Annotated in this window: 24 protein-coding genes; 13 read left to right on the top strand and 11 right to left on the bottom strand. The window is 67.9% G+C overall.

Translation table 11 applies throughout. From position 1 onward, the window contains the following. Positions 1 to 71 precede the first annotated feature (71 nt). Positions 72 to 1091, top strand: coding sequence for a tyrosine-type recombinase/integrase (locus H4N58_RS10015; RefSeq protein ID WP_167250993.1), 1020 nt, complete (start codon positions 72 to 74; stop codon positions 1089 to 1091). Positions 1092 to 1461: 370 nt separating this feature from the next. Here H4N58_RS10015 and H4N58_RS10020 read toward each other — a convergent pair whose 3' ends face one another. After that, positions 1462 to 2382, bottom strand: a complete 921-nt coding sequence (locus tag H4N58_RS10020; protein ID WP_167250991.1) for a methylenetetrahydrofolate reductase — start codon at positions 2380 to 2382, stop codon at positions 1462 to 1464. Between the two features lie 88 nt (positions 2383 to 2470). Here H4N58_RS10020 and H4N58_RS10025 point away from each other — a divergent pair, with 88 nt between their 5' ends. Next, a complete protein-coding gene (locus tag H4N58_RS10025) occupies positions 2471 to 2947 on the top strand; it encodes a GNAT family N-acetyltransferase (protein WP_167250989.1) in 477 nt (158 codons plus the stop codon). Between the two features lie 247 nt (positions 2948 to 3194). On the opposite strand, the gene H4N58_RS10030 is transcribed toward H4N58_RS10025, so the two are convergent. Both H4N58_RS10030 and H4N58_RS10035 read right to left on the bottom strand, forming a co-directional pair. Continuing rightward, positions 3195 to 3710, bottom strand: a complete 516-nt coding sequence (locus H4N58_RS10030) for a putative immunity protein (RefSeq protein WP_167002658.1) — start codon at positions 3708 to 3710, stop codon at positions 3195 to 3197. Further along, a complete protein-coding gene (locus H4N58_RS10035) occupies positions 3707 to 4288 on the bottom strand; it encodes a TetR/AcrR family transcriptional regulator (protein WP_167002660.1) in 582 nt (193 codons plus the stop codon). The genes H4N58_RS10030 and H4N58_RS10035 overlap by 4 nt, the downstream gene beginning before the upstream one ends. A gap of 59 nt (positions 4289 to 4347) precedes the next feature. On the opposite strand from H4N58_RS10035, the gene H4N58_RS10040 reads away from it, so the two are divergent. Next, positions 4348 to 5028 carry a 1-acyl-sn-glycerol-3-phosphate acyltransferase gene (locus H4N58_RS10040; protein ID WP_208322324.1) on the top strand — a complete coding sequence of 227 codons (681 nt, stop codon included), beginning with the start codon at positions 4348 to 4350 and terminating at the stop codon, positions 5026 to 5028. Positions 5029 to 5034: 6 nt separating this feature from the next. On the opposite strand, the gene H4N58_RS10045 is transcribed toward H4N58_RS10040, so the two are convergent. Further along, positions 5035 to 5430: a tautomerase family protein gene (locus tag H4N58_RS10045; protein WP_167002663.1), complete on the bottom strand. Its 396-nt coding sequence runs from the start codon at positions 5428 to 5430 to the stop codon at positions 5035 to 5037. Positions 5431 to 5538: 108 nt separating this feature from the next. Next, complete coding sequence (locus H4N58_RS10050) at positions 5539 to 5895, bottom strand: metalloregulator ArsR/SmtB family transcription factor (RefSeq protein WP_167250980.1); 357 nt, start codon at positions 5893 to 5895, stop codon at positions 5539 to 5541. A gap of 89 nt (positions 5896 to 5984) precedes the next feature. On the opposite strand from H4N58_RS10050, the gene arsM reads away from it, so the two are divergent. The 5 genes from arsM (at position 5985) to H4N58_RS10075 (ending at position 10634) form a co-directional block, all read left to right on the top strand. Further along, a complete protein-coding gene (gene arsM / locus H4N58_RS10055; RefSeq protein WP_167250978.1) occupies positions 5985 to 6815 on the top strand; it encodes an arsenite methyltransferase in 831 nt (276 codons plus the stop codon). Then, the gene (arsB, locus tag H4N58_RS10060; protein ID WP_167002669.1) at positions 6812 to 7897 is read left to right on the top strand and encodes an ACR3 family arsenite efflux transporter; all 1086 of its coding nucleotides are present in this window, start codon (positions 6812 to 6814) and stop codon (positions 7895 to 7897) included. Before arsM ends, arsB begins: the two co-directional genes overlap by 4 nt. Beyond that, positions 7894 to 8298: an arsenate reductase ArsC gene (locus H4N58_RS10065; protein WP_167002671.1), complete on the top strand. Its 405-nt coding sequence runs from the start codon at positions 7894 to 7896 to the stop codon at positions 8296 to 8298. Before arsB ends, H4N58_RS10065 begins: the two co-directional genes overlap by 4 nt. 140 nt (positions 8299 to 8438) lie before the next feature. Beyond that, on the top strand, positions 8439 to 9914 hold the full coding sequence (locus H4N58_RS10070; RefSeq protein WP_167002673.1) for a Fic family protein: 1476 nt from the start codon (positions 8439 to 8441) through the stop codon (positions 9912 to 9914). Positions 9915 to 10025: 111 nt separating this feature from the next. Further along, positions 10026 to 10634 (top strand): glyoxalase, encoded by a 609-nt coding sequence (locus H4N58_RS10075; RefSeq protein ID WP_167250976.1) that lies wholly within the window; start codon positions 10026 to 10028, stop codon positions 10632 to 10634. Positions 10635 to 10802: 168 nt separating this feature from the next. Here the strand turns inward: H4N58_RS10075 and H4N58_RS10080 are convergent, their stop codons facing one another. The 4 genes from H4N58_RS10080 to H4N58_RS10095 all read right to left on the bottom strand — a co-directional run bounded on the left by H4N58_RS10080 (position 10803) and on the right by H4N58_RS10095 (position 14386). Further along, positions 10803 to 13190, bottom strand: a complete 2388-nt coding sequence (locus tag H4N58_RS10080) for an excinuclease ABC subunit UvrA (RefSeq protein WP_167250974.1) — start codon at positions 13188 to 13190, stop codon at positions 10803 to 10805. Between the two features lie 86 nt (positions 13191 to 13276). Continuing rightward, on the bottom strand, positions 13277 to 13510 hold the full coding sequence (locus tag H4N58_RS10085; protein ID WP_167250972.1) for a hypothetical protein: 234 nt from the start codon (positions 13508 to 13510) through the stop codon (positions 13277 to 13279). Position 13511: 1 nt separating this feature from the next. After that, positions 13512 to 13919 carry a VOC family protein gene (locus H4N58_RS10090; RefSeq protein ID WP_167002681.1) on the bottom strand — a complete coding sequence of 136 codons (408 nt, stop codon included), beginning with the start codon at positions 13917 to 13919 and terminating at the stop codon, positions 13512 to 13514. Continuing rightward, entirely contained in the window at positions 13916 to 14386 is a 471-nt protein-coding gene (locus H4N58_RS10095; protein WP_167250970.1) for a helix-turn-helix transcriptional regulator, read from the bottom strand. Before H4N58_RS10095 ends, H4N58_RS10090 begins: the two co-directional genes overlap by 4 nt. Positions 14387 to 14473: 87 nt before the next feature. On the opposite strand from H4N58_RS10095, the gene H4N58_RS10100 reads away from it, so the two are divergent. From H4N58_RS10100 to H4N58_RS10110, 3 genes are all read left to right on the top strand, one after another. After that, entirely contained in the window at positions 14474 to 14962 is a 489-nt protein-coding gene (locus H4N58_RS10100) for a DUF2975 domain-containing protein (RefSeq protein ID WP_167250968.1), read from the top strand. Further along, the gene (locus H4N58_RS10105) at positions 14962 to 15213 is read left to right on the top strand and encodes a helix-turn-helix transcriptional regulator (RefSeq protein ID WP_167250966.1); all 252 of its coding nucleotides are present in this window, start codon (positions 14962 to 14964) and stop codon (positions 15211 to 15213) included. The genes H4N58_RS10100 and H4N58_RS10105 overlap by 1 nt, the downstream gene beginning before the upstream one ends. Before the next feature lie 79 nt (positions 15214 to 15292). After that, positions 15293 to 16048, top strand: coding sequence for an SDR family NAD(P)-dependent oxidoreductase (locus tag H4N58_RS10110; protein ID WP_167250964.1), 756 nt, complete (start codon positions 15293 to 15295; stop codon positions 16046 to 16048). Here H4N58_RS10110 and H4N58_RS10115 read toward each other — a convergent pair. Further along, complete coding sequence (locus H4N58_RS10115; protein WP_167002691.1) at positions 16029 to 16466, bottom strand: protein-tyrosine phosphatase family protein; 438 nt, start codon at positions 16464 to 16466, stop codon at positions 16029 to 16031. The two genes, H4N58_RS10110 and H4N58_RS10115, sit on opposite strands and share 20 nt — an antisense overlap. A gap of 9 nt (positions 16467 to 16475) precedes the next feature. After that, positions 16476 to 16733 carry a hypothetical protein gene (locus H4N58_RS10120; RefSeq protein WP_167002693.1) on the bottom strand — a complete coding sequence of 86 codons (258 nt, stop codon included), beginning with the start codon at positions 16731 to 16733 and terminating at the stop codon, positions 16476 to 16478. Positions 16734 to 16800: 67 nt separating this feature from the next. Between H4N58_RS10120 and H4N58_RS10125 the strand changes: the two genes are divergently transcribed. Both H4N58_RS10125 and H4N58_RS10130 read left to right on the top strand, forming a co-directional pair. Further along, positions 16801 to 17100 (top strand): hypothetical protein, encoded by a 300-nt coding sequence (locus H4N58_RS10125; protein WP_167002695.1) that lies wholly within the window; start codon positions 16801 to 16803, stop codon positions 17098 to 17100. A 70-nt stretch (positions 17101 to 17170) separates the two neighbouring features. Then, positions 17171 to 18091 (top strand): superoxide dismutase, encoded by a 921-nt coding sequence (locus tag H4N58_RS10130; RefSeq protein WP_167250962.1) that lies wholly within the window; start codon positions 17171 to 17173, stop codon positions 18089 to 18091. The last annotated feature ends 81 nt before the right edge of the window (positions 18092 to 18172 follow it).

The raw sequence follows: 18172 nt of genomic DNA on the forward strand, positions 1-18172 counted from the left end.
GCACCGCGCGGGGCCGGGGGGACCGATGGGAAACTCTGGGGGACAGGCTTGCCGTGCGAAGGAGACCACCGTTGTCGCTACCGACCCCCGTGACGCTGTCAGCTCCTCCGGCGCCGCCGCTGGGTCACGCTGCAGCCGACAACGTTCTCCTCGTCCCGATCGACCGCGTACCTGAAGCATCACGGCCGGCTGTGCTTGCGGCCCGCTTCCTCGTCCAGTACTCCAAACCGCACACCATCGCCGCGTACGAACGGGACCTGCGCGGCTGGTTCGCGTGGTGCGTAGAACGCGCGCTGGATCCGCTCGCGGTTTGTCGCTCCCACATCGACCTGTACGTCAACGAGCTGCGGACCGTCCATGGCGCGAGCACTGCGACGATCGCTCGGAAATGCTCGACGCTGTCGGGGTATTACCGAACCGCCGTCGTCGAGGACGCGATCGCCGTCTCGCCGACTGTGCACCTGCGACGGCCGAAGGTCCCTCAGGACTCGCAGACGCTCGGGCTGGACGAAGACGAGGTGACAGCACTGCTGGACGCAGCGCGACAGCGTGGACCTCGAGCACATGCCCTGATGGTCCTTCTTGCCCACGACGGGCTACGGATCTCCGAGGCGCTCGGCCTCGACGTCGAAGACTTCTCCCGGCGGGGCAAGCACCGGATCGCGACGATCACCCGAAAGGGCGGCGCTCGCAAGAGCGTGGTGCTCACGACGCCGACCTGGGAGGCGCTTGGTGAGCTGGTCGGAGACCGAGTGACCGGTCCGGTGTTCATGACGTCACGTGGCGGGAGGCTGGACCGGCGGGCCGCCGGTCGACTGATCAAGAAGACAGCAGTCGACGCGGGCATCGAAGACGCCGACAAGATCAGCCCTCACAGCCTGCGCCACACGTTCATCACCCTCGCGCTCGAAGCCGGCGTTCCGCTCCATCGAGTGCAGGACGCAGCCGACCATGCCGATCCGCGGACGACGCAGCGCTACAACAAGGAGCGGTTCCGGATCGACGACACTCACGCGTCGTACGCGGTCGAACGCATGCTCCGTGACCGCGAAGCAGCCGCGAACCGCAACGACGAAGACAGCGCCAGCTGAGCAAGGGGACTGCTGGAGGGGTGGTCACCGCGTTTGCCTTACATAACGTACGCCGCCGTGCGGTGTCGTGGTCGAGTCGATCTTGTCTGGGGCAATGAACGGAAACAGCGCGGTGAAATGAACCGGCACGCCGAGCCGGCCTTCGCGTCGAGCCCAGCGCGCCGTCGGCGTACGAATGTCTCCGGTTCGGGACGTCAGGATCAGCACGCCTTGAGGGGCTGTGCACGCCCACACGAGTGAACCCAGGGGACTGGAACCTGCATGTTGAGAGAGTGCAGAGAACGTACAACCTGACATAATGTCGCTTATCGGCGCACCGTCTGCGGGAGTGGAGAAGGAGATGCGACTGGCCTCATCTGACGCTTGGACCCTAGCGACGAAGCTCCCGTTCGAGCTCCTGAGCGAGGTCCACCGAGGCCTCAATCTCGGCAAGACGGATCGAGACGCTCTCCACGTTGATGCCGAACGGAACTCCCATACGTCGGCAGTATCCGATCAGTTCACGAGCCGCGCATAGTGACTGCTCGTACGACGCCTGAAGCGTGTCGTCTGCGTGGCGCAGGTCATTCTGGATCCAGCGGGGTACGTCGACGCCGAGCCAGCCGAGGAACTCCAGCGTCTTGAGGGAGCCGCACACCGAGAACGTGAACACGATCGGCACGGGCTCGAGGCCCCGCGCGGCGCACTCGTAGCGATAGTCCGATACCAGGTTCTTCGCTGCGTTGACGTCGTAGACGACCTGCGTGACGAAGAAGGAGCACCCGGCTTCCTGCTTCGCGATCAGGCGTAGATGCTCTTCGCCCCGGCGGCTGTGCCGTTCGGGAATCGCGACGCCCCCGAGCTGCAGATTGGGTCGTGTCTGCGCCCACAGCTCCTGGGCGCGGGCAAGCGAGGTCGCTGACTGCGCGTGTCGGGACGAAGCGCCGACGAACACCGTCAGTGCGTCGTCGGCGTCCTGGGCTTCCAACCACGCACGGAGATCGCTCTCCTCGTACTTGCCGACAGCCCGATACACCACGACTGGCGTGCTCCAGTCTTTCAGGTGCTGTGCCCGGAAGATTGCAGGGTCGATGGTGGGCAGGAACGGAAACGGTCGCTCCTTCGGGTTGCGATCGCTCTCGTCGTCGATGTCGTAGAGGACGAGACCATCGAGACCCAGCGGAGTCAGGCGCTTCTGTGTCACGTCGGCGATCTCCTGGGCCCGCTCAGGAGTGACCGTGATCCGAGGAGGAGTCAAGGCAAAGAGCAGGAACTCGCTCCCCCGTGCTGTGATCCGTCGCACCAAGTCCATGAGGCGAAGGTAGCTGACGGCGCCCCTCCCGCCTCATCAACTCCTGGTGGCCCTGGAATCGTGAGTTCGCTTCGATGAGGCTTACCGAATGAGCACGCACTACGTGATTCGCCCGGCCTCAGAGTCCGATCTCCCGGCCGTCCTCTGCATTCTGTCCCAGAACGAAGCGGTGCCACCCGAGGGCCCCTTGCCCCACTCCCCGCCAGAGCCGTCTGAAGAGCAAGGAGCAATGTGGGCCCGCATTCAACGGACGCCGGACGTCACCGTGTATCTCGCCGAGACCTCAAGCCGAGCCGTCGGGACAGCCTGTTTGGGCGTGCTGCCGAACATCACGTACGACTGCCGACCCACGGCGTTCATCGAGGCGGTTGTCGTCGCGTACGAGCACCGGCGCCGGGGTGTTGCGCGGCAGATGCTCGCTCGCGTGCTCGAGGACGCTCGTGCGTCCGGCTGCTTCAAAGTGCAGTTGCTCACGCACAAACGTCACGCCACTGATGGCGCCCATGATCTGTACAAGGCCATGGGCTTTCAAGCCGAGGCTGAGGGCTTCCGCCTGTACCTCTGATCCCCTTGCGCGACGCCGGCGTCGATACAGGGCGGCCACTTACGTTCAGCGACGTCGTCTTCCCGCTGGCATCTACTCAGTCGACGGCGACGAGCCATCGATGCCCAGGGGCGGAGGCCGCCAGAGCATCGACAACATCGGCAGTGTTCGCAGACATGCTGAGGACTCGTTTCACAGGCCGAACATGGACGGACGCCACCCTCGTCGCGTTCAGGTTCGGCAGCGACGTCCGAGCATTTGCGGCGCTTCAGCAGTCGAATACCGACCAGCAGAGGTCGTTGCGCAGCCGCTGGTCGTCGAGGACGAGCTCCCGAATCGCCTCGGGGAGCTGGTCTCGCTGCCAGCGGCACTCAAGCCGCCCGACAGCATCGCCGCCCCCGTCCGAGGCGGCCGCGCGTACGGCCTTGATCGCGTACGCAGCCGCCCCGAGCTCGTGCGCGGCCACGTGCGCGACGACCCCGGCCTGACCGGCGGCATACGCGGCATGGCGGGCCGCACCTCTCAGGTCTCTCGCGGCCGCCATGGCATGGCCGCCCGCCGAGCGAGACTCCATCATCTTGATCTCGCCGCGCACCCAGGCACGTGCGTGCTCGATTGCTTGCCGCGGCCGTGGGTCCTCGGGCCGGACCGACTCGAAGAGATCAAGCACATGCTCCGCACACGAGGCCGCCCACAGAGCGAGAAGGTGGTGGTCGGAATCGGTGAGAGTCCCCCCACGGCGGATCGTGATGAAGCGAGGGTCTCGGACCTTCGGGAGGATCATGGGCGGTGCTCCTTAGCGGGGTCGAGAGCGAGCTGAGCGAGCAGGCCGCTGACCAGGATCTCGATGACCGCATTCGAGTCGGGTTCGTTCTCGGTGACTGCCTCGGCAGATCGACGGCTCATGAGGGTTGCCAGTCCATGGACCCCGCTCCACAGCGCGACCACATGGCGGTTGTCGGCGTCAGGGCTTAGCTCGTGGATCCGTCCGCCCAGCACACGGAACCACTCGCCGGCGACCGAACGCAGATGGCCCCCAGCGCCGGCCAGCAGGGCCTGCCTCCCGATCAGCTCGAACATGTCCGGACGTTCAGCGGCAAAACTGACATAGCGCTGAGCCGCTCCGCGGATCGCCCGTACTGGGTCCGGATCCCTCAGAATCGGTGCAAGCTCGACGTCGAGATCCTCGACTCCCCTGCGTGCGATCGCCGCGAGGAGACTCTCGTACGTCGGGAAATGGTGCCGTGGTGCGCCGTGCGAGACTCCCGCCGTACGAGCAATCTCCCGCAGGGTGAGGTGGGCCAGTCCCCCACTCTCGAGGAGGTCTACCCCCGCTTCGACGAGTTCGTCGCGTGTCGCCACTTAGGCAGTGTCTAGCTCACCTGCAAGAATCCACAACCAGACACTGTTCAGGAGGTTGCGTGTACTGGCTTCTCAAGTACGTCCTGCTCGGCCCAGTGGTGCGTTGGTTCACGCGTCCGGTTCTGATCGGCCAGATGCCCGACGGGCCCGTGGTTCTGGCGCCGAACCACCTGAGCGAGATCGACTCCCTGGTGGTCTGCGCTGCTGTCCCCCGTCGCGTCACGTTCGTGGCGAAGCGCGACTACTTCGCGAAGGGCGGTCTGCGTGGCCGGCTCTACGGGACGCTGTGCCGCTCCACCGGTCAGATCCCGATCGAGCGGTCCGGCGAGGGCAGTGCTGACGCAGCCCTGGACGCCGCGCGAGAAGTCCTGACCCGCGGTGGCGTGTGGGTGATCTATCCCGAGGGCACCCGCTCCCCCGACGGTCGCCTCTACCGTGGTCGTACGGGGGTCATGCGGGTGGCGCTGCAGACACCCGAGGCCGTCGTCGTGCCGGTCGGCATCCTCGGTACGAGGGAGGTCGACGCTCCCGGGCGGGGTCGCTGGCGACGAGGACGCACCGAGGTGCACCTCGGCGATCCGCTCGACCTGAGTGCCTGGCGCCACCGCGCCGAAGATCCGATCGCCTGGCGAGAGGCGGCGGACGGCCTGATGTCCGCCATCCAGAAACTCTCCGGGCAGGAGTACATCGACCGCCACCCGACGGCTGAGGAGGTCCGTCACCGCGACGGGGCGTCCTGACTCGGGTCAGACGTTCACGTCGAAGGCGAGGTCGACGTCGCACGCGGCCTGCCCCCCGCGGATGCCCCAGTTCTCGGCAGCACTCCCCCGCAGGGTGATCGTGACGTGGTCGCGCGGGATACCAAAGGCGCCGAAACGGGTGACGATCTCGGTGTAGAGGGCACGCTTGGCCTCCACCGAGCGGCCGGCGAAGCAGTCGATCGTCACGAGAGCAGCGAGCTCCGGCTGCGAAAGCGTCGGCGAGACGGCGAATCGGTGTGGCTGGTGCACCACGAGGCGTACCTCCCCGTCCTGCTGGGGGATGCGGAAGGCGGCGACGAGCGCGCCGTGGACCGCCTCGACGAGGCCCACCTCTTCTGCCTCGGTGTACTGGCGGCGGACCTCGATCATGGCAGCGGGCATCGGCGCGATCTCTCCTTCTGCCGAGCCGTGCTGCTCGGCGCTTGCTCGAACCTACGGGCAGGCGGCCGGGTAGTGCACCACGATTTCGAACGGGTGCGGCGCGTGAGATCAGGTGCGACGGCTGGTGAGTGACGCCCCGAGCGAGTCGAGCGCAGTCTCGACCACCCGGTAGTACGCCCAGCGGCCTCGCTGCTCGCGCGTCACGAGGCCCGACTCTGCCAGCAGCTTCATGTGGTGCGACACCGTCGGCTGGCTGAGGCCGACCGGCTCGGTGAGGTCGCAGATGCACGCCTCGCCGTCGGCGTTGGCGGCGATCATCGACAGGAGCCGGACGCGTGTCGGATCGCCGAGCGCCTTGAACATCTTGGCCAGCGTCGCCGCGTCGTCCTCGCTGAGGACGCCCCCGGTCAACGTCGAGCAGCAAGCGGCGGCTGGGGTGTCGACGAGCGGAAGCGTGGTGGCCATGAGACCAGTCTGCCACACGTATTGACATTGATCGATAGATCGGTAATCGTCTATGTATCGACGTTCATCAATCACTTGGAGGGTTTCCCATGGGTGCTACCGACGACGCGCTGGTCGACGAGGTTCGCCGGCGCTACGCCGAGGCCGCGGTCAAGGTCCGTGCGGGCGCGAGCAACACGCTCATCCTCGAGGCGACGGAGGCGGACTCGTGCTGCTCCCCCGCTGCGTCTCCCACGGACTCTGCCACGGACTCGTGCTGCGGAGGTCCCGCTGCCGAGGTCGACAACGCTTTCGGAGCCGGGCTCTACTCCGCCGACGAGGCCGCAGCTCTTCCCGCCGAGGCGCTGGCCGCAAGCCTGGGATGCGGCAACCCGCTGATGGTCGCCGCGCTCAACCCGGGCGAGAAGGTTCTTGACCTCGGCTCGGGCGGCGGGATCGACGTGCTGCTCTCCGCTCGCCGTGTCGGGCCGACAGGGTTCGCGTACGGCGTCGACATGACCGACGAGATGCTGGACCTCGCCCGCGCGAACGCCGAAAAGGCCGAGGCGCAGAACGTCGAGTTCCTCAAGGGCACGATCGAGGACGTTCCCCTTCCCGACTCTGCAGTCGACGTCGTGATCTCCAACTGCGTGATCAACCTGTCGGTCGACAAGCCGAAGGTGCTCTCCGAGATGTTCCGCGTCCTGGCGCCGGGCGGTCGCATCGGCATCTCCGACGTGGTCGCCGAGGACCACCTCACGTCGGCCGACCGTGCTGAGCGTGGCTCGTACGTGGGCTGCATCGCCGGCGCCCTGTCCCGTACGGAGTATCTCGACGGGCTGGCGGCGGCGGGCTTCGTCGACGCCGAGGTCGAGTTCACCCACGAGGCGGCAGCCGGGATGCACAGCGCGATCATCCGGGCCGTGAAGCCGAGCGCATGACCCAGAGCGGCACTCTCGACAGTCGCCCGGTCCCCGCGGCCGGGCGACTGTCGGCCACCGATCGCTGGCTCCCGCTCTGGATCGGCGCAGCGATGCTCGCAGGCCTGTTGCTCGGCCGCCTCGTCCCCGGATTCGACGACGCGCTCGCGGGGCTCGAGGTCGGCTCGGTCAGTGCCCCGATCGCCCTCGGCCTCCTGGTGATGATGTATCCGGTGCTGGCCAAGGTCCGGTACGACCAGACCCGTACGGTGCTGGCCGACCGGCGCCTCCTCACGCTCTCGCTGGTCCTCAACTGGCTCGTCGGGCCGGCGCTGATGTTCGCGCTCGCCTGGCTCCTGCTGCCAGACCTCCCCGAGTACCGGACAGGCCTGATCGTCGTCGGACTCGCGCGCTGCATCGCGATGGTGCTGATCTGGAACGACCTCGCGTGCGGCGACCGCGAAGCCGCCGCCGTCCTCGTCGCGGTCAACAGCGTCTTCCAGCTCGTCGCCTTCGCCGGACTCGGGTGGTTCTATCTCCAGACCCTGCCTGGTTGGCTCGGGCTCGAGACCACGACAGCCGAGTTCAGCCTCGCCGCGATCGCGCTCAGTGTCGTCGTCTTCCTCGGCGTACCGCTCGCGGCGGGCTTCGGCAGCCGGCTGCTCGGCGAGCGTCTCAAGGGCCGAGTCTGGTACGAGGACACCTTCCTCCCCCGGATCAGCCCTCTCGCGCTGTGGGGTCTGCTCTTCACGATCATCATGCTCTTCGCGCTGCAGGGCGACACCATCACCCGCAACCCGTGGGCCGTCGCGCGCATCGCCTTGCCCCTGCTGGCGTACTTCGTGGCGATGTTCGCGATCGCCTGGGTCGCCGCACGAGTGGCACGGCTCGGCTATGCGCGGACCGTCACCGTCGCGTTCACCGCTGCCGGCAACAACTTCGAGCTCGCCATCGCCGTCGCGATCGGCGCGTGGGGAGCCACCTCGGGCCAGGCGCTGGCAGGCGTCGTGGGTCCGCTGATCGAGGTGCCCGTCCTGGTTGCCCTCGTCTATGCCGCACTCGCCCTCCGTCCCCGTACCGACCCGCAGGAGATGGTCAGATGACCGCGCCGCCGATCGTCCTCTTCGTCTGTGTCCACAACGCCGGACGCTCCCAGATGGCCTCGGGCTTCCTCCAGCATCTCGCCGGGGACGCCGTCCAGGTCCTGTCCGCGGGTTCCGAGCCTGCCGACCAGCTCAATCCCGTCGCGGTCGAGGCCATGCGTGAGGAAGGCATCGACATCACCGCCCACCAGCCGTCACTCCTCTCCCCCGACGACGTCCTTCGCGCCGACGTCGTCATCACGATGGGGTGCGGCGACACCTGCCCGATCTATCCCGGCAAGCGGTACGAGGACTGGAACCTCGACGACCCGGCCAGCCAGCCACTCGATGTCGTCCGCGGCATCCGGGACGACATCGAACGACGCGTACGCGACCTGATCGCCTCTCTCACGGCTCGCTGACCGCCCGTCTGGGATACGAGAAAAGTCGCATAAACCACGATGAAATCTGTCTTTCGCTGTCCTGGAACCAGATTTTGTCGCACGCGAGCGGTAAGCTGCGAGGAAACCTGCATCCCGCAGGCCAATCGTGAGGAGTAGTCATGGCGACCGATTTTCCCTCGGTGGTCTTCTCGGCCGACAGCGACAAGGACAAGATCTCGCGCGCCCACAAGGCGGGGCGTCTCGTCCAGCTGGGCACGGGGATCTACTCCCCCGACGTCGACAAGACCACTGAGCAGCTCGTCCGCGAGCATCTCTGGACCATCGTCGCCAAGCGCTTCCCGGGGGCCGTGATCGCCGACCGGTCCGCCCGTACGAACGGGCTGCCGACCGACGGCTTCCTCTTCGTCGTCCACCCCCGTCGTACGGAGCTGAAGCTGGCCGGTGTCACCGTCGTCCCGCGACAGGGGCCGTCGGCGATGCCGGGCGACTTCGCGCTCCCCGGAGAGGTGTGGCTCGCCGGGCCCGCTCGCGGCATCCTCGACAACCTCGTCCCGACCCGGCCGGCGAAGGATCGCGTGGCGAGGACGCTGACCCGAGCCGAGGTCGAGCTGTGGATCGACGAGATCCTCGCCGGGCGGGGCGAGGAGGCCATCAACAAGCTCCGCGACGACGCGCGCGCCCTCGCGCCCTTCCTTGGGCGGCAGCACGAGCTCGACCTCCTCGACAAGCTCGTCGGGGCCGCGATGAACACGCGTCCGACCGACATCCTGCAGACACCGCAGCTCGTCGCGCGCGCCAAGGGCCAGCCGTACGACCGCCGCCGCGCAGACGTGTTCACCCGGCTCGCAGACTATCTCGACACGCTGGCGCCGGACAGCGTGCCCGCGCTCCCGGACGACGCCACGCGGCGCACGCTGCTGCCGTTCTACGAGGCCTACTTCTCCAACTACATCGAGGGCACCGAATTCACCTTGGACGAGGCGGCGGAGATCGTCTTCGACGACGTCGTCCCCGAGCAGCGCCCGGAGGACGCCCACGACATCCTCGGGACATACGAGCTGACGTCCTCCGACGAGGTCATGCGCCAGCGGCCGTCGACCGCGGACGAGCTCCTCGACCTGCTGCGGCGCCGGCACGCGATCCTCATGGCCGGTCGGCCGACGATGGCACCCGGCACTTTCAAGAAGCGGGCGAACCGTGCAGGTGAGACCTACTTCGTCGCACCCGAGCTCGTCGAGGGCACGTTGAAAGAGGGATTCGACATCGGCGCACGGCTGATCAGCCCGTTCGCCCGTGCGGCCTACCTGATGTTCGTCGTGAGCGAGGTGCACCCGTTCGCCGACGGCAACGGGCGCGTCGCCCGCGTCATGATGAACGCCGAGCTGGCCGGAGCCGGAGAGGTCCGCATCGTCATCCCGACCGTCTACCGGCTCAACTATCTGTCGGCGCTGAAGGGCGCGACCCACAACGAGAACTACCCCGGCCTCATTGCTGCGCTGTCGTTCGCGCGTCGTTGGACGGCACGGGTCGACTTCACCGACCGCGCGCGAGCAGAGGCCGATCTCGTACGGACGAACGCGCTCCGCGACGCGTACACAGCTGAGGAAGCAGGCGTCCGGCTGACTCTTCCGTGAGCGGCTCCCCCAACCGGTCACGAATCGAGAAGCACCGAACCTCGCTCCCCTCCTAGCGTGAAGACATCGTCATCGTCCGTCCGGACGAGACATCCGCTGAAGGAGCACCTCATGACATCGATCGCATCTCTCACGCTCGAGGCGTCCGACCCCGCGGCCGGCCGCGCCTTCTACGACGCCGCGTTCGGTCTCGGCGAGCTGCTGTCGGTCCGCGAAAGCGACGACCCGACCAGTGGCTTCCGCGCCTACACGCTGTCGCTCGTCCTCCCCCAGCCGTCGTCGGTCGACAGCTACCTCGACTCCGCGCTCGCGGCCGGGGCCACGGTGCTGAGACCGGCCGCCAAGAGCATGTGGGGGTACGGCGGTGTCGTGCAGGCACCGGACGGGGCCATCTGGAAAGCTGCGTCACCGTCCAAGAAGGAGAAGGGGCGTCCGGTACGCGAGATCGACGAGGTCGTCCTTCTGATCGGTGCCACCGACGTCGCCGCCACCAAGCAGTTCTACGTCGACCACGGCCTCGCCGTGGAGCGGAGCTTCGGGAAGAAGTACGTCGAGTTCAAGGCGCCGGAGGGCCACGTCAAGCTCGGGTTGTACGGCCGCAAGGCGTTGGCGAAGGACGCCGGAGTGCCCGTCGACGGCAGCGGATCGCACCGGATCGCCCTCGTGAACGACGCGGGCACGTTCACCGACCCCGACGGCTTCGTGTGGGAGACCGCCTGAAGCCTGCGGATGGTCGTCACGCGGGCGGGCAAAACTCTTGACCGCGCCGCGGTTCGCAGACGTAGATGCCGAACTGCGTGAACATCCGGTGCTTTCGGCCCGCCTGCGGTGGCGCGCTTCGACCCTTCAACTCGTCGGCGAACGTCTGACGACGCCCCCGTCGCAGCGTCATACGGCGACGTACTCCGCGAGGTGCTCCCCCGTCAGCGTCGCGCGGGCGGCGACAAGGTCGGCGGGCGTGCCTTCGAAGACGACCTTGCCGCCGTCGTGCCCGGCGCCGGGACCGAGATCGATGATCCAGTCGGCGTGCGCCATGACCGCCTGGTGGTGCTCGATGACGATGACCGACTTGCCCGACTCGACGAGGCGGTCGAGCAGACCGAGAAGCTGTTCGACGTCGGCGAGGTGGAGGCCGGTGGTCGGCTCGTCGAGGACGTACACGTCACCCTTCTCGGCCATCTGCGTCGCCAGCTTGAGCCGCTGGCGCTCGCCGCCCGACAACGTCGTGAGCGGCTGGCCGAGGCTGAGGTAGCCGAGACCGACGTCAGCGAGTCGGTCGAGGATCTTGTGCGCGGCAGGCGTACGGGCTTCGCCCTCGCCGAAGAACTTCTCGGCCTCGGTCACCGACATCGCCAGCACCTCGGCGATGTTGCGGTCGCCGAACGTGTACTCGAGAACCGAGGCCTGGAAGCGACGGCCCTCGCACTCCTCGCACGTCGACTCGACGGTCGCCATCACCCCGAGCTCGGTGAAGATCACGCCGGCGCCCTTGCAGGCAGGGCACGCGCCCTCGGAGTTCGAGCTGAAGAGTGCCGGCTTCACACCGTTGGCCTTGGCGAACGCCTTGCGGATCGGCTCCAGCAGGCCCGTGTACGTCGCCGGGTTGCTGCGGCGGGAGCCGCGGATCGCGCCCTGGTCGACGACGACCACGCCGTCGCGCTCGGCGATCGAGCCGTGGATCAGCGAGCTCTTGCCGGAGCCGGCCACGCCGGTCACGACGCACAGCAGCCCCAGCGGCACGTCGACGTCGACGTCCTGGAGATTGTGGGTCGACGCCCCGCGGACCTCGAGCGCCCCGGTCGACTTCCGTACGGTCTCCTTGAGCGCCGCCCGGTCGTCGAGGTGGTGCCCGGTGGTGGTGTCGCTCCCCCGCAATCCGTCGACGGTGCCCTCGAAGCAGATCGTGCCGCCCGCGGTGCCGGCGCCCGGACCGAGGTCGACCACGTGGTCGGCGATCGCGATCGTCTCCGGCTTGTGCTCGACGACAAGGACGGTGTTGCCCTTGTCCCGCAGCTGGAGCAGGAGGTTGTTCATCCGCTCGATGTCGTGGGGGTGCAGTCCGATGGTGGGCTCGTCGAAGACGTACGTGACGTCGGTCAGCGACGAGCCGAGGTGGCGGATCATCTTGGTCCGCTGCGCCTCGCCGCCGGACAGCGTTCCGGCCGGACGGTCAAGGCTCAGGTATCCCAGGCCGATGTCCTCGAACGCGTCGAGCAGGTGCTGCAGGCCCGCGACGAGCGGCGCGACGCCCGGCTCGTCGAGCGAGCGCATCCACACGGCGAGGTCACTGATCTGCATCTGGCAGAGCTCAGCGATGTTCTTGCCGTTGACCTTGGACGAGAGCGCCTCTTTGCTGAGCCGGGTGCCGTCGCAGTCGGGGCAGGTTGTGAACGTGATCGCGCGCTCGACGAAGCGGCGCACGTGGGGCTGCATCGCCTCGACGTCCTTGGAGAGCATCGACTTCTGGATTTTGGGGATCAGTCCCTCGTACGTGAGGTTGGTGCCCTCCACCTTGATCTTGGTCGGCTCGGCGTAGAGGAGCAGCTGCAGCTCCTTCTTGGTGTAGCTCGCGATCGGCTTGTCCATCGGGAGCCCCGCGCCGCTGAAGATCCGGCCGTACCAGCCGTCCATGCTGTAGCCGGGGACGGTCAACGCGCCGTCCTCGAGCGACTTGGAGTCGTCGTACAGCGCCGTCAGATCGAAGTCGCTGATCGCGCCCATGCCTTCGCAGCGCGGACACATGCCGCCCTGGTAGACCGCGTTGCGGACGACCGACTTTTCTTCTCTGCCGCCCTTCTCCGTCTTCATGACCCCGCTCGCCGTGCGGGTCGGGACGTTGAACGCGAAGGCGGTCGGCGGCCCGATGTGCGGAGTGCCGATACGGCTGAAGAGGATCCGCAGCATCGCGTTGGCGTCAGTGGCAGTGCCAACGGTCGACCGAGGGTTGGCCCCCATCCGCTCCTGGTCGACGATGATCGCCGTGGTGAGGCCCTCGAGATGGTCGACCTCGGGACGCGCGAGCGACGGCATGAATCCCTGGAGGAAGGCCGAGTAGGTCTCGTTGATCATCCGCTGAGACTCGGCGGCGATCGTGGCGAACACGAGGGAGCTCTTGCCGGATCCGGAGACGCCGGTGAACACGGTGAGTCGACGCTTCGGCAGCTCGACGCTGACGTCCTTGAGGTTGTTCTCGCGCGCGCCCTGCACGCGGATCAGGTCGTGGTTGTCGGCGACGTGCGCAGACGGGTCCGTGCTCGCCGTGGTGGCCTTCGTCATCGTCTCTCCATGCAGTCAGCGGGGCGGCGTCCTCGGTCCACCCTAGGGGCCAATCCGGTCACCGTCTGTCACACGCAAGCGACCTTCTAGATCGTGCCGTCCGGGGCCTCGAAGACCGTGGAGAATCCGCCGAAGAAGCCCTTCTTAGCGGGCTTGAGCATCCGTGCGCCGCCCCGTACGGCCGACTCGGCGCCCACGTCTGCCGCCAGCTCGGCAACAGGCGCGGACGAGAAGACCGCCGTGTAGAAGTCGTGCGCGGTACGGACGTCGGAGACCCCGAGTGTCGTGTGATCGAGCGCGAGCGTCGCTGTGTCGGCCATGTCAGCTCTGGTTGATGCGAAGGAGGTTGCCGGTCGGGTCGCGGAAGGCACAGTCACGGACCCCGTACGGCTGGTCGGTCGGCTCCTGCACGACATCGGCGCCGCTGGCCACGAGCTTCTCGAAGAGTCCGTCGAGGTCGTCGGTAGCCAGCGCGAGCGAGCCGTACGAGCCCTTGGCGATCAGCTCGAGGATCACGCGACGCTCCTCGTCGGTGATGCCGGGGTCGGCGGCCGGCGGATGGAGGACGATCGAGGTCTCGGGCTGGTTCGGAGGACCGACCGTGAGCCAGCGCATCCCCTCGTAGCCGACGTCGTTGCGGACCTCGAACCCCAGCGTGTCGCGGTAGAAGTCGAGAGCGGCGTCGGCGTCGGTGTGCGGCAGGAACGCGTAGTGGATGGTGATGTTCATGAGGACGACGCTAGTGGCGTCCCGGGCCCACGTGCTTCTCGATTCCTGATCGGCCTCGTCACCTGCCGGGTGTGGCAGGACGGCATCTCGTCGGTGGTCTCAGTCTCCGCCGACGCGTTCGCAGCCTCGGCGCGATAGGTGCTCGGGGGGACGCCGACCAGCTCGGTGAACCGCGTGCTGAAGGTGCCGAGGGACGAGCAGCCGACCTCGAAGCAGACGTCGGTGACGCTCATGTCGCCGCGCCGCAGCAGCGCCATCGCCCGCTCGATCCGGCGGGTCATCAGGTAGGAGTACGGCGACTCGCCGTAGGCCGCTCGGAACTGGCGGCTGAGATGACCGGCCGACATGTTGACGCCGCGAGCGAGCGCCTCGACGTCCAAAGGCAGGGCGTACTCACGGTCGATCCGGTCGCGGACACGGCGCAGCTGCGCGAGGTCGCGCAGACGCTGCTCCTCGGCAGTAGTCACCTGCCGATCGTGCCATGGGGAACGAAGGGTTGTCGCGGCATATCGATTAACGATAGATTCAGATCATCATTCGATAGGAGGTGCGCCATGGGGAAGCTCACCGTTCTCGCCCTGCGCGTCGTGCTCGTCCTCGGCCTGCTCGGCTCGTTGTTCGTCCAGGTCGTCATGGTGCCGCTGCTCGCGGTCGACCTGAACGAGGCGCCGACTGCCGTACGGTTGCCCGTCGTCGTGGTCGTGCTCCTCGGGATCGTCACCACGCAGGTCGTCATGGTCTGCGTGTGGCGGCTCCTCACGATGGTGGGTCGCGGCACGGTGTTCTCGCCCGCGTCCTTCCGCTACGTCGACGTGATCGTCGGCGCGGTCGCCGTCGCGTCGCTGCTCACTTTCGCGCTCGGCGTCGTCCTCGCTCCCGGCGAAGCGGTCGCACCCGGGATCGTCCTCCTCGTCGGCGGTGTCGGTCTCATGGTCGCCGGCGTCGCGCTGCTCGTCCTGGTCCTGCGGACTCTGCTCGCTCAGGCGGTGGCCCGTGACGCCGAGGCGACGCATCTGCAGTCCGAGCTCGACGAGGTGATCTGATGCCGATCGTCGTCGACATCGACGTGATGCTCGCCAGGCGCAAGATGTCCGTGGGCGCGCTGGCCGACCGCGTCGGCATCACCCCGGCGAACCTTGCCGTGCTCAAGAACGGCCGCGCCAAGGCCGTACGGTTCACGACCCTCGAGGCGCTGTGCGAGGTGCTCGAGTGCCAGCCCGGTGACCTCCTGCGATGGGAGCCCGAACCCGCGGGTGCGGATGCGGTGAGGGCCCCGACCGACGGCGCTGCCTGATCTGGGCTGCGCGATCTGGTCAGCCGACCGCGAACCCGCGCGTTAGCCTCCTGACACCCGACACACCCAGGAGGCCCCGATGTCAGAGCTCGACGGCAAGCGCATCTTCGTGACCGGCTCGGCGAGGGGTATCGGGCGTGCCATCGCCGCCCTCGCCATCGCCGAGGGGGCTCATGTCGTCATCAGCGATGTGGACGCCGACGCCGCCGAGGCGACGCGTGCCGAGCTCGGCGCAGCGGGAACCGCGAACTGCGACGTCTCTGACGAAGCCGCGGTCCAGGCGGCGATCGCGGCAGCGGTGGAGATCCTGGGCGGGCTCGACATCCTCGTGAACAACGCCGGCATCGAAGTCTCGAGCCCGCTGGTCGAGCAGTCCACGGAGAGCTTCGACAAGATCTTCGCCATCAACGTCCGCGGCCCGTTCGTCGCGATGAAGGCGGCAACCCCACACCTCATCGAGTCCGGCGGCAACATCGTCAACATCTCCTCGATCGCCGGTCTCGGAGGCAGCCCGTTGCTCGGGTCGTACTGCGCGACCAAGGCCGCGTTGATCCAGATGACGCGCGTCGCGGCGGTCGAGCTCCGCGCCTCCGGCGTCCGCGTCAACGCCGTGTGCCCGGGATTCGCCGACACCAGCATGGTCGACCGGCTCCGACCTGACTTCGAGGGCGCGACGCAGGTGCCGTTCGGTGACCTGGTCGCCGCGAAGCAGGGGCGCCTCGGCACACCGGAGGACATCGCCGAAGTCGCCTGCTTCTTGGCGTCGGATCGCGCGACGTGGGTGACCGGGAGCAGCTACGTCCTCGACGGCGGCCTCATGGCAAGCCTCGTCTGACGCGGCGGACGAAGCGCCGCTGCCACGGCGTCTCGACGGCTCGAGGGTGGTAGTGCGCCCGGATCCATGCCACCGCGGCATCCGGCTCCATCCCGTCCAGCACGCACAGCACGGCGAGGGCCGTGCCCGTACGACCGATGCCGCCGCCGCAGCCGATCTCGACGCGCGCGTCCGGAGCGCGGTCGTACGCCTCACGCAGCGTCGACGTCGCCTCGTCAGGATCGGACGGCACCCAGAAGTCACGCCACAGGATCCAGCGCTGCTCCCATGGCCGCGCGGAAGGTCGCTTGCCGGTGAGATGGACGGCGAGCGTCGGCTCGTCACCGGGTTCGCGTGCTGCCCGCAGGCCGCGACCCCGTACGAGGCGGCCGGACGGCAGCCCCACGACTCCGGCGGTCTCGGTGTCCCAGGTCGTCACTCCCCTGTTCTACCGCCTCGTCCGTTCAGCCCGCGGTCGCGAGGAGCCAGTCGGCAGCGACAGCCGGTACGAGGTGAGCAACGGGAACAGCACGTGCCCGTACGCGTGCGCCCGTACGACGGTGACCGCTCCGACGAAGTAGAGGCTCAGACACGTCGCCGTGGCGAGGTTGTCGACGATGAATGCCCGGCGGGTCAGCACGCCGACACCGGAGAAGGCGGTCCACGCGGCAGCGACGATGACGACGACGGTCGGCACGGTGCTCATGGCGAGTCCTCTCGCACGGAAGCGAGCGACCAGTGACGGACCGGGACCGGCTCGGAGCAGACGACAGGTGGCTCGAGGACGCGTTCGAGGCGCAGCGCCCGAGGCTGCGCGCCGTCGCGTTCCGCATGCTCGGGTCGCGCGGCGCGGCGCTGCGGCGGTCTCCTCGCAGGCGGTCACGACCAGTCGGCTTCTGCCGTTCGTGCACCACGTCCTCGTCAACGGAGCCGCCGGCGTGATCGTGGTCCCGCGTCGCGAGGCGCAGGTCGTCATGGCGTTCACGGTCACCGACAGGAAGATCGTCGCGATCGACGTGCTCTCTGGTCCCGAGCGACTCGCGCGCCTCGACCTCAGCGGGGTCCTCGACTGAGCCTGGCACTCTGCGCCCGTCCTCGTTACGGTGGCGGAGTCCCCCTCCCCGGTCACGAGGAGTGACGACCATGCACCCACGAAAGCTCGTACTCGCCCTTGCCGCCGTGCTCGCCACCGCAGTGCTCGCCCCACCTCCTGCCACCGCGCAGGCCTTTCCTGACCGCCTCGAGCTCCCCGACGGCTTCCTGCCCGAAGGCATCGCACTCGGTCCCGGACCGACCGCGTGGTTCGGGTCACGTGCCGATGGAGACATCTACGAGGTCGACCTCCGTACAGGCGCCGGGGAGATCATCAGCCAAGGTCCCGGGACGCCGTCGGTCGGGATGAAGTCCGACCGGCACAAGCGGCTCTTCGTCGCCGGAGGGCCGGCGGGTGACGGCCGCGTCGTCAGCTCCCGTACGGGCGAGATCATCGCCTCGTACACGTTCACCAGGGCGGCCTCGTTCGTCAACGACGTCGTCCTCACCAAGCGCAAGGCGTGGTTCACCGACTCGTCGCAGCCTCAGCTGTACGGCGTGCCGCTGCGCCGCAACGGACGTCCGGGCGATCCGTCCGACGTGGTGACGCTGCCGCTGTCGGGCGACTGGGTCCAGGGCACGGGCTTCGCCGCGAACGGGATCACGCAGACGCCCGACCGCAAGGCGCTCCTGGTGGTGAATTCGACGCTCGGCGAGCTTCACCGCGTGAACAAGCGCACCGGCAAGACCCGCAAGGTCGACCTCGGCGACACGTCACTCGTCAACGGCGACGGGATGCTGCTGAAGGGGCGCACCCTGTACGTCGTCCAGAACCGGCTCAACCAGATCGCCGTCCTCACGCTGGACCGCAAGGGACGGAGCGGTCGCCTCGTGAAGGTGATCACCGATCTGGACTTCGACGTGCCGACCACGGTGGCCTCGTTCGGGCGCTGGCTCTATCTGCCGAACGCCAGGTTCACGACGCCGCCGACGCCGGACACTCCGTACTGGGTGACACGCGTCAAGCGCTGACCCGGGCGGCCCCCCCTTGTGCCCGGTCTGGTGCTTGTGGGCGATCCACGCGGGTTGGCCAGGATTGCTGCGCCACGACTC

This window comes from Mumia sp. ZJ1417 (assembly GCF_014127285.1).
In the GTDB taxonomy this organism is placed as follows: domain Bacteria; phylum Actinomycetota; class Actinomycetes; order Propionibacteriales; family Nocardioidaceae; genus Mumia.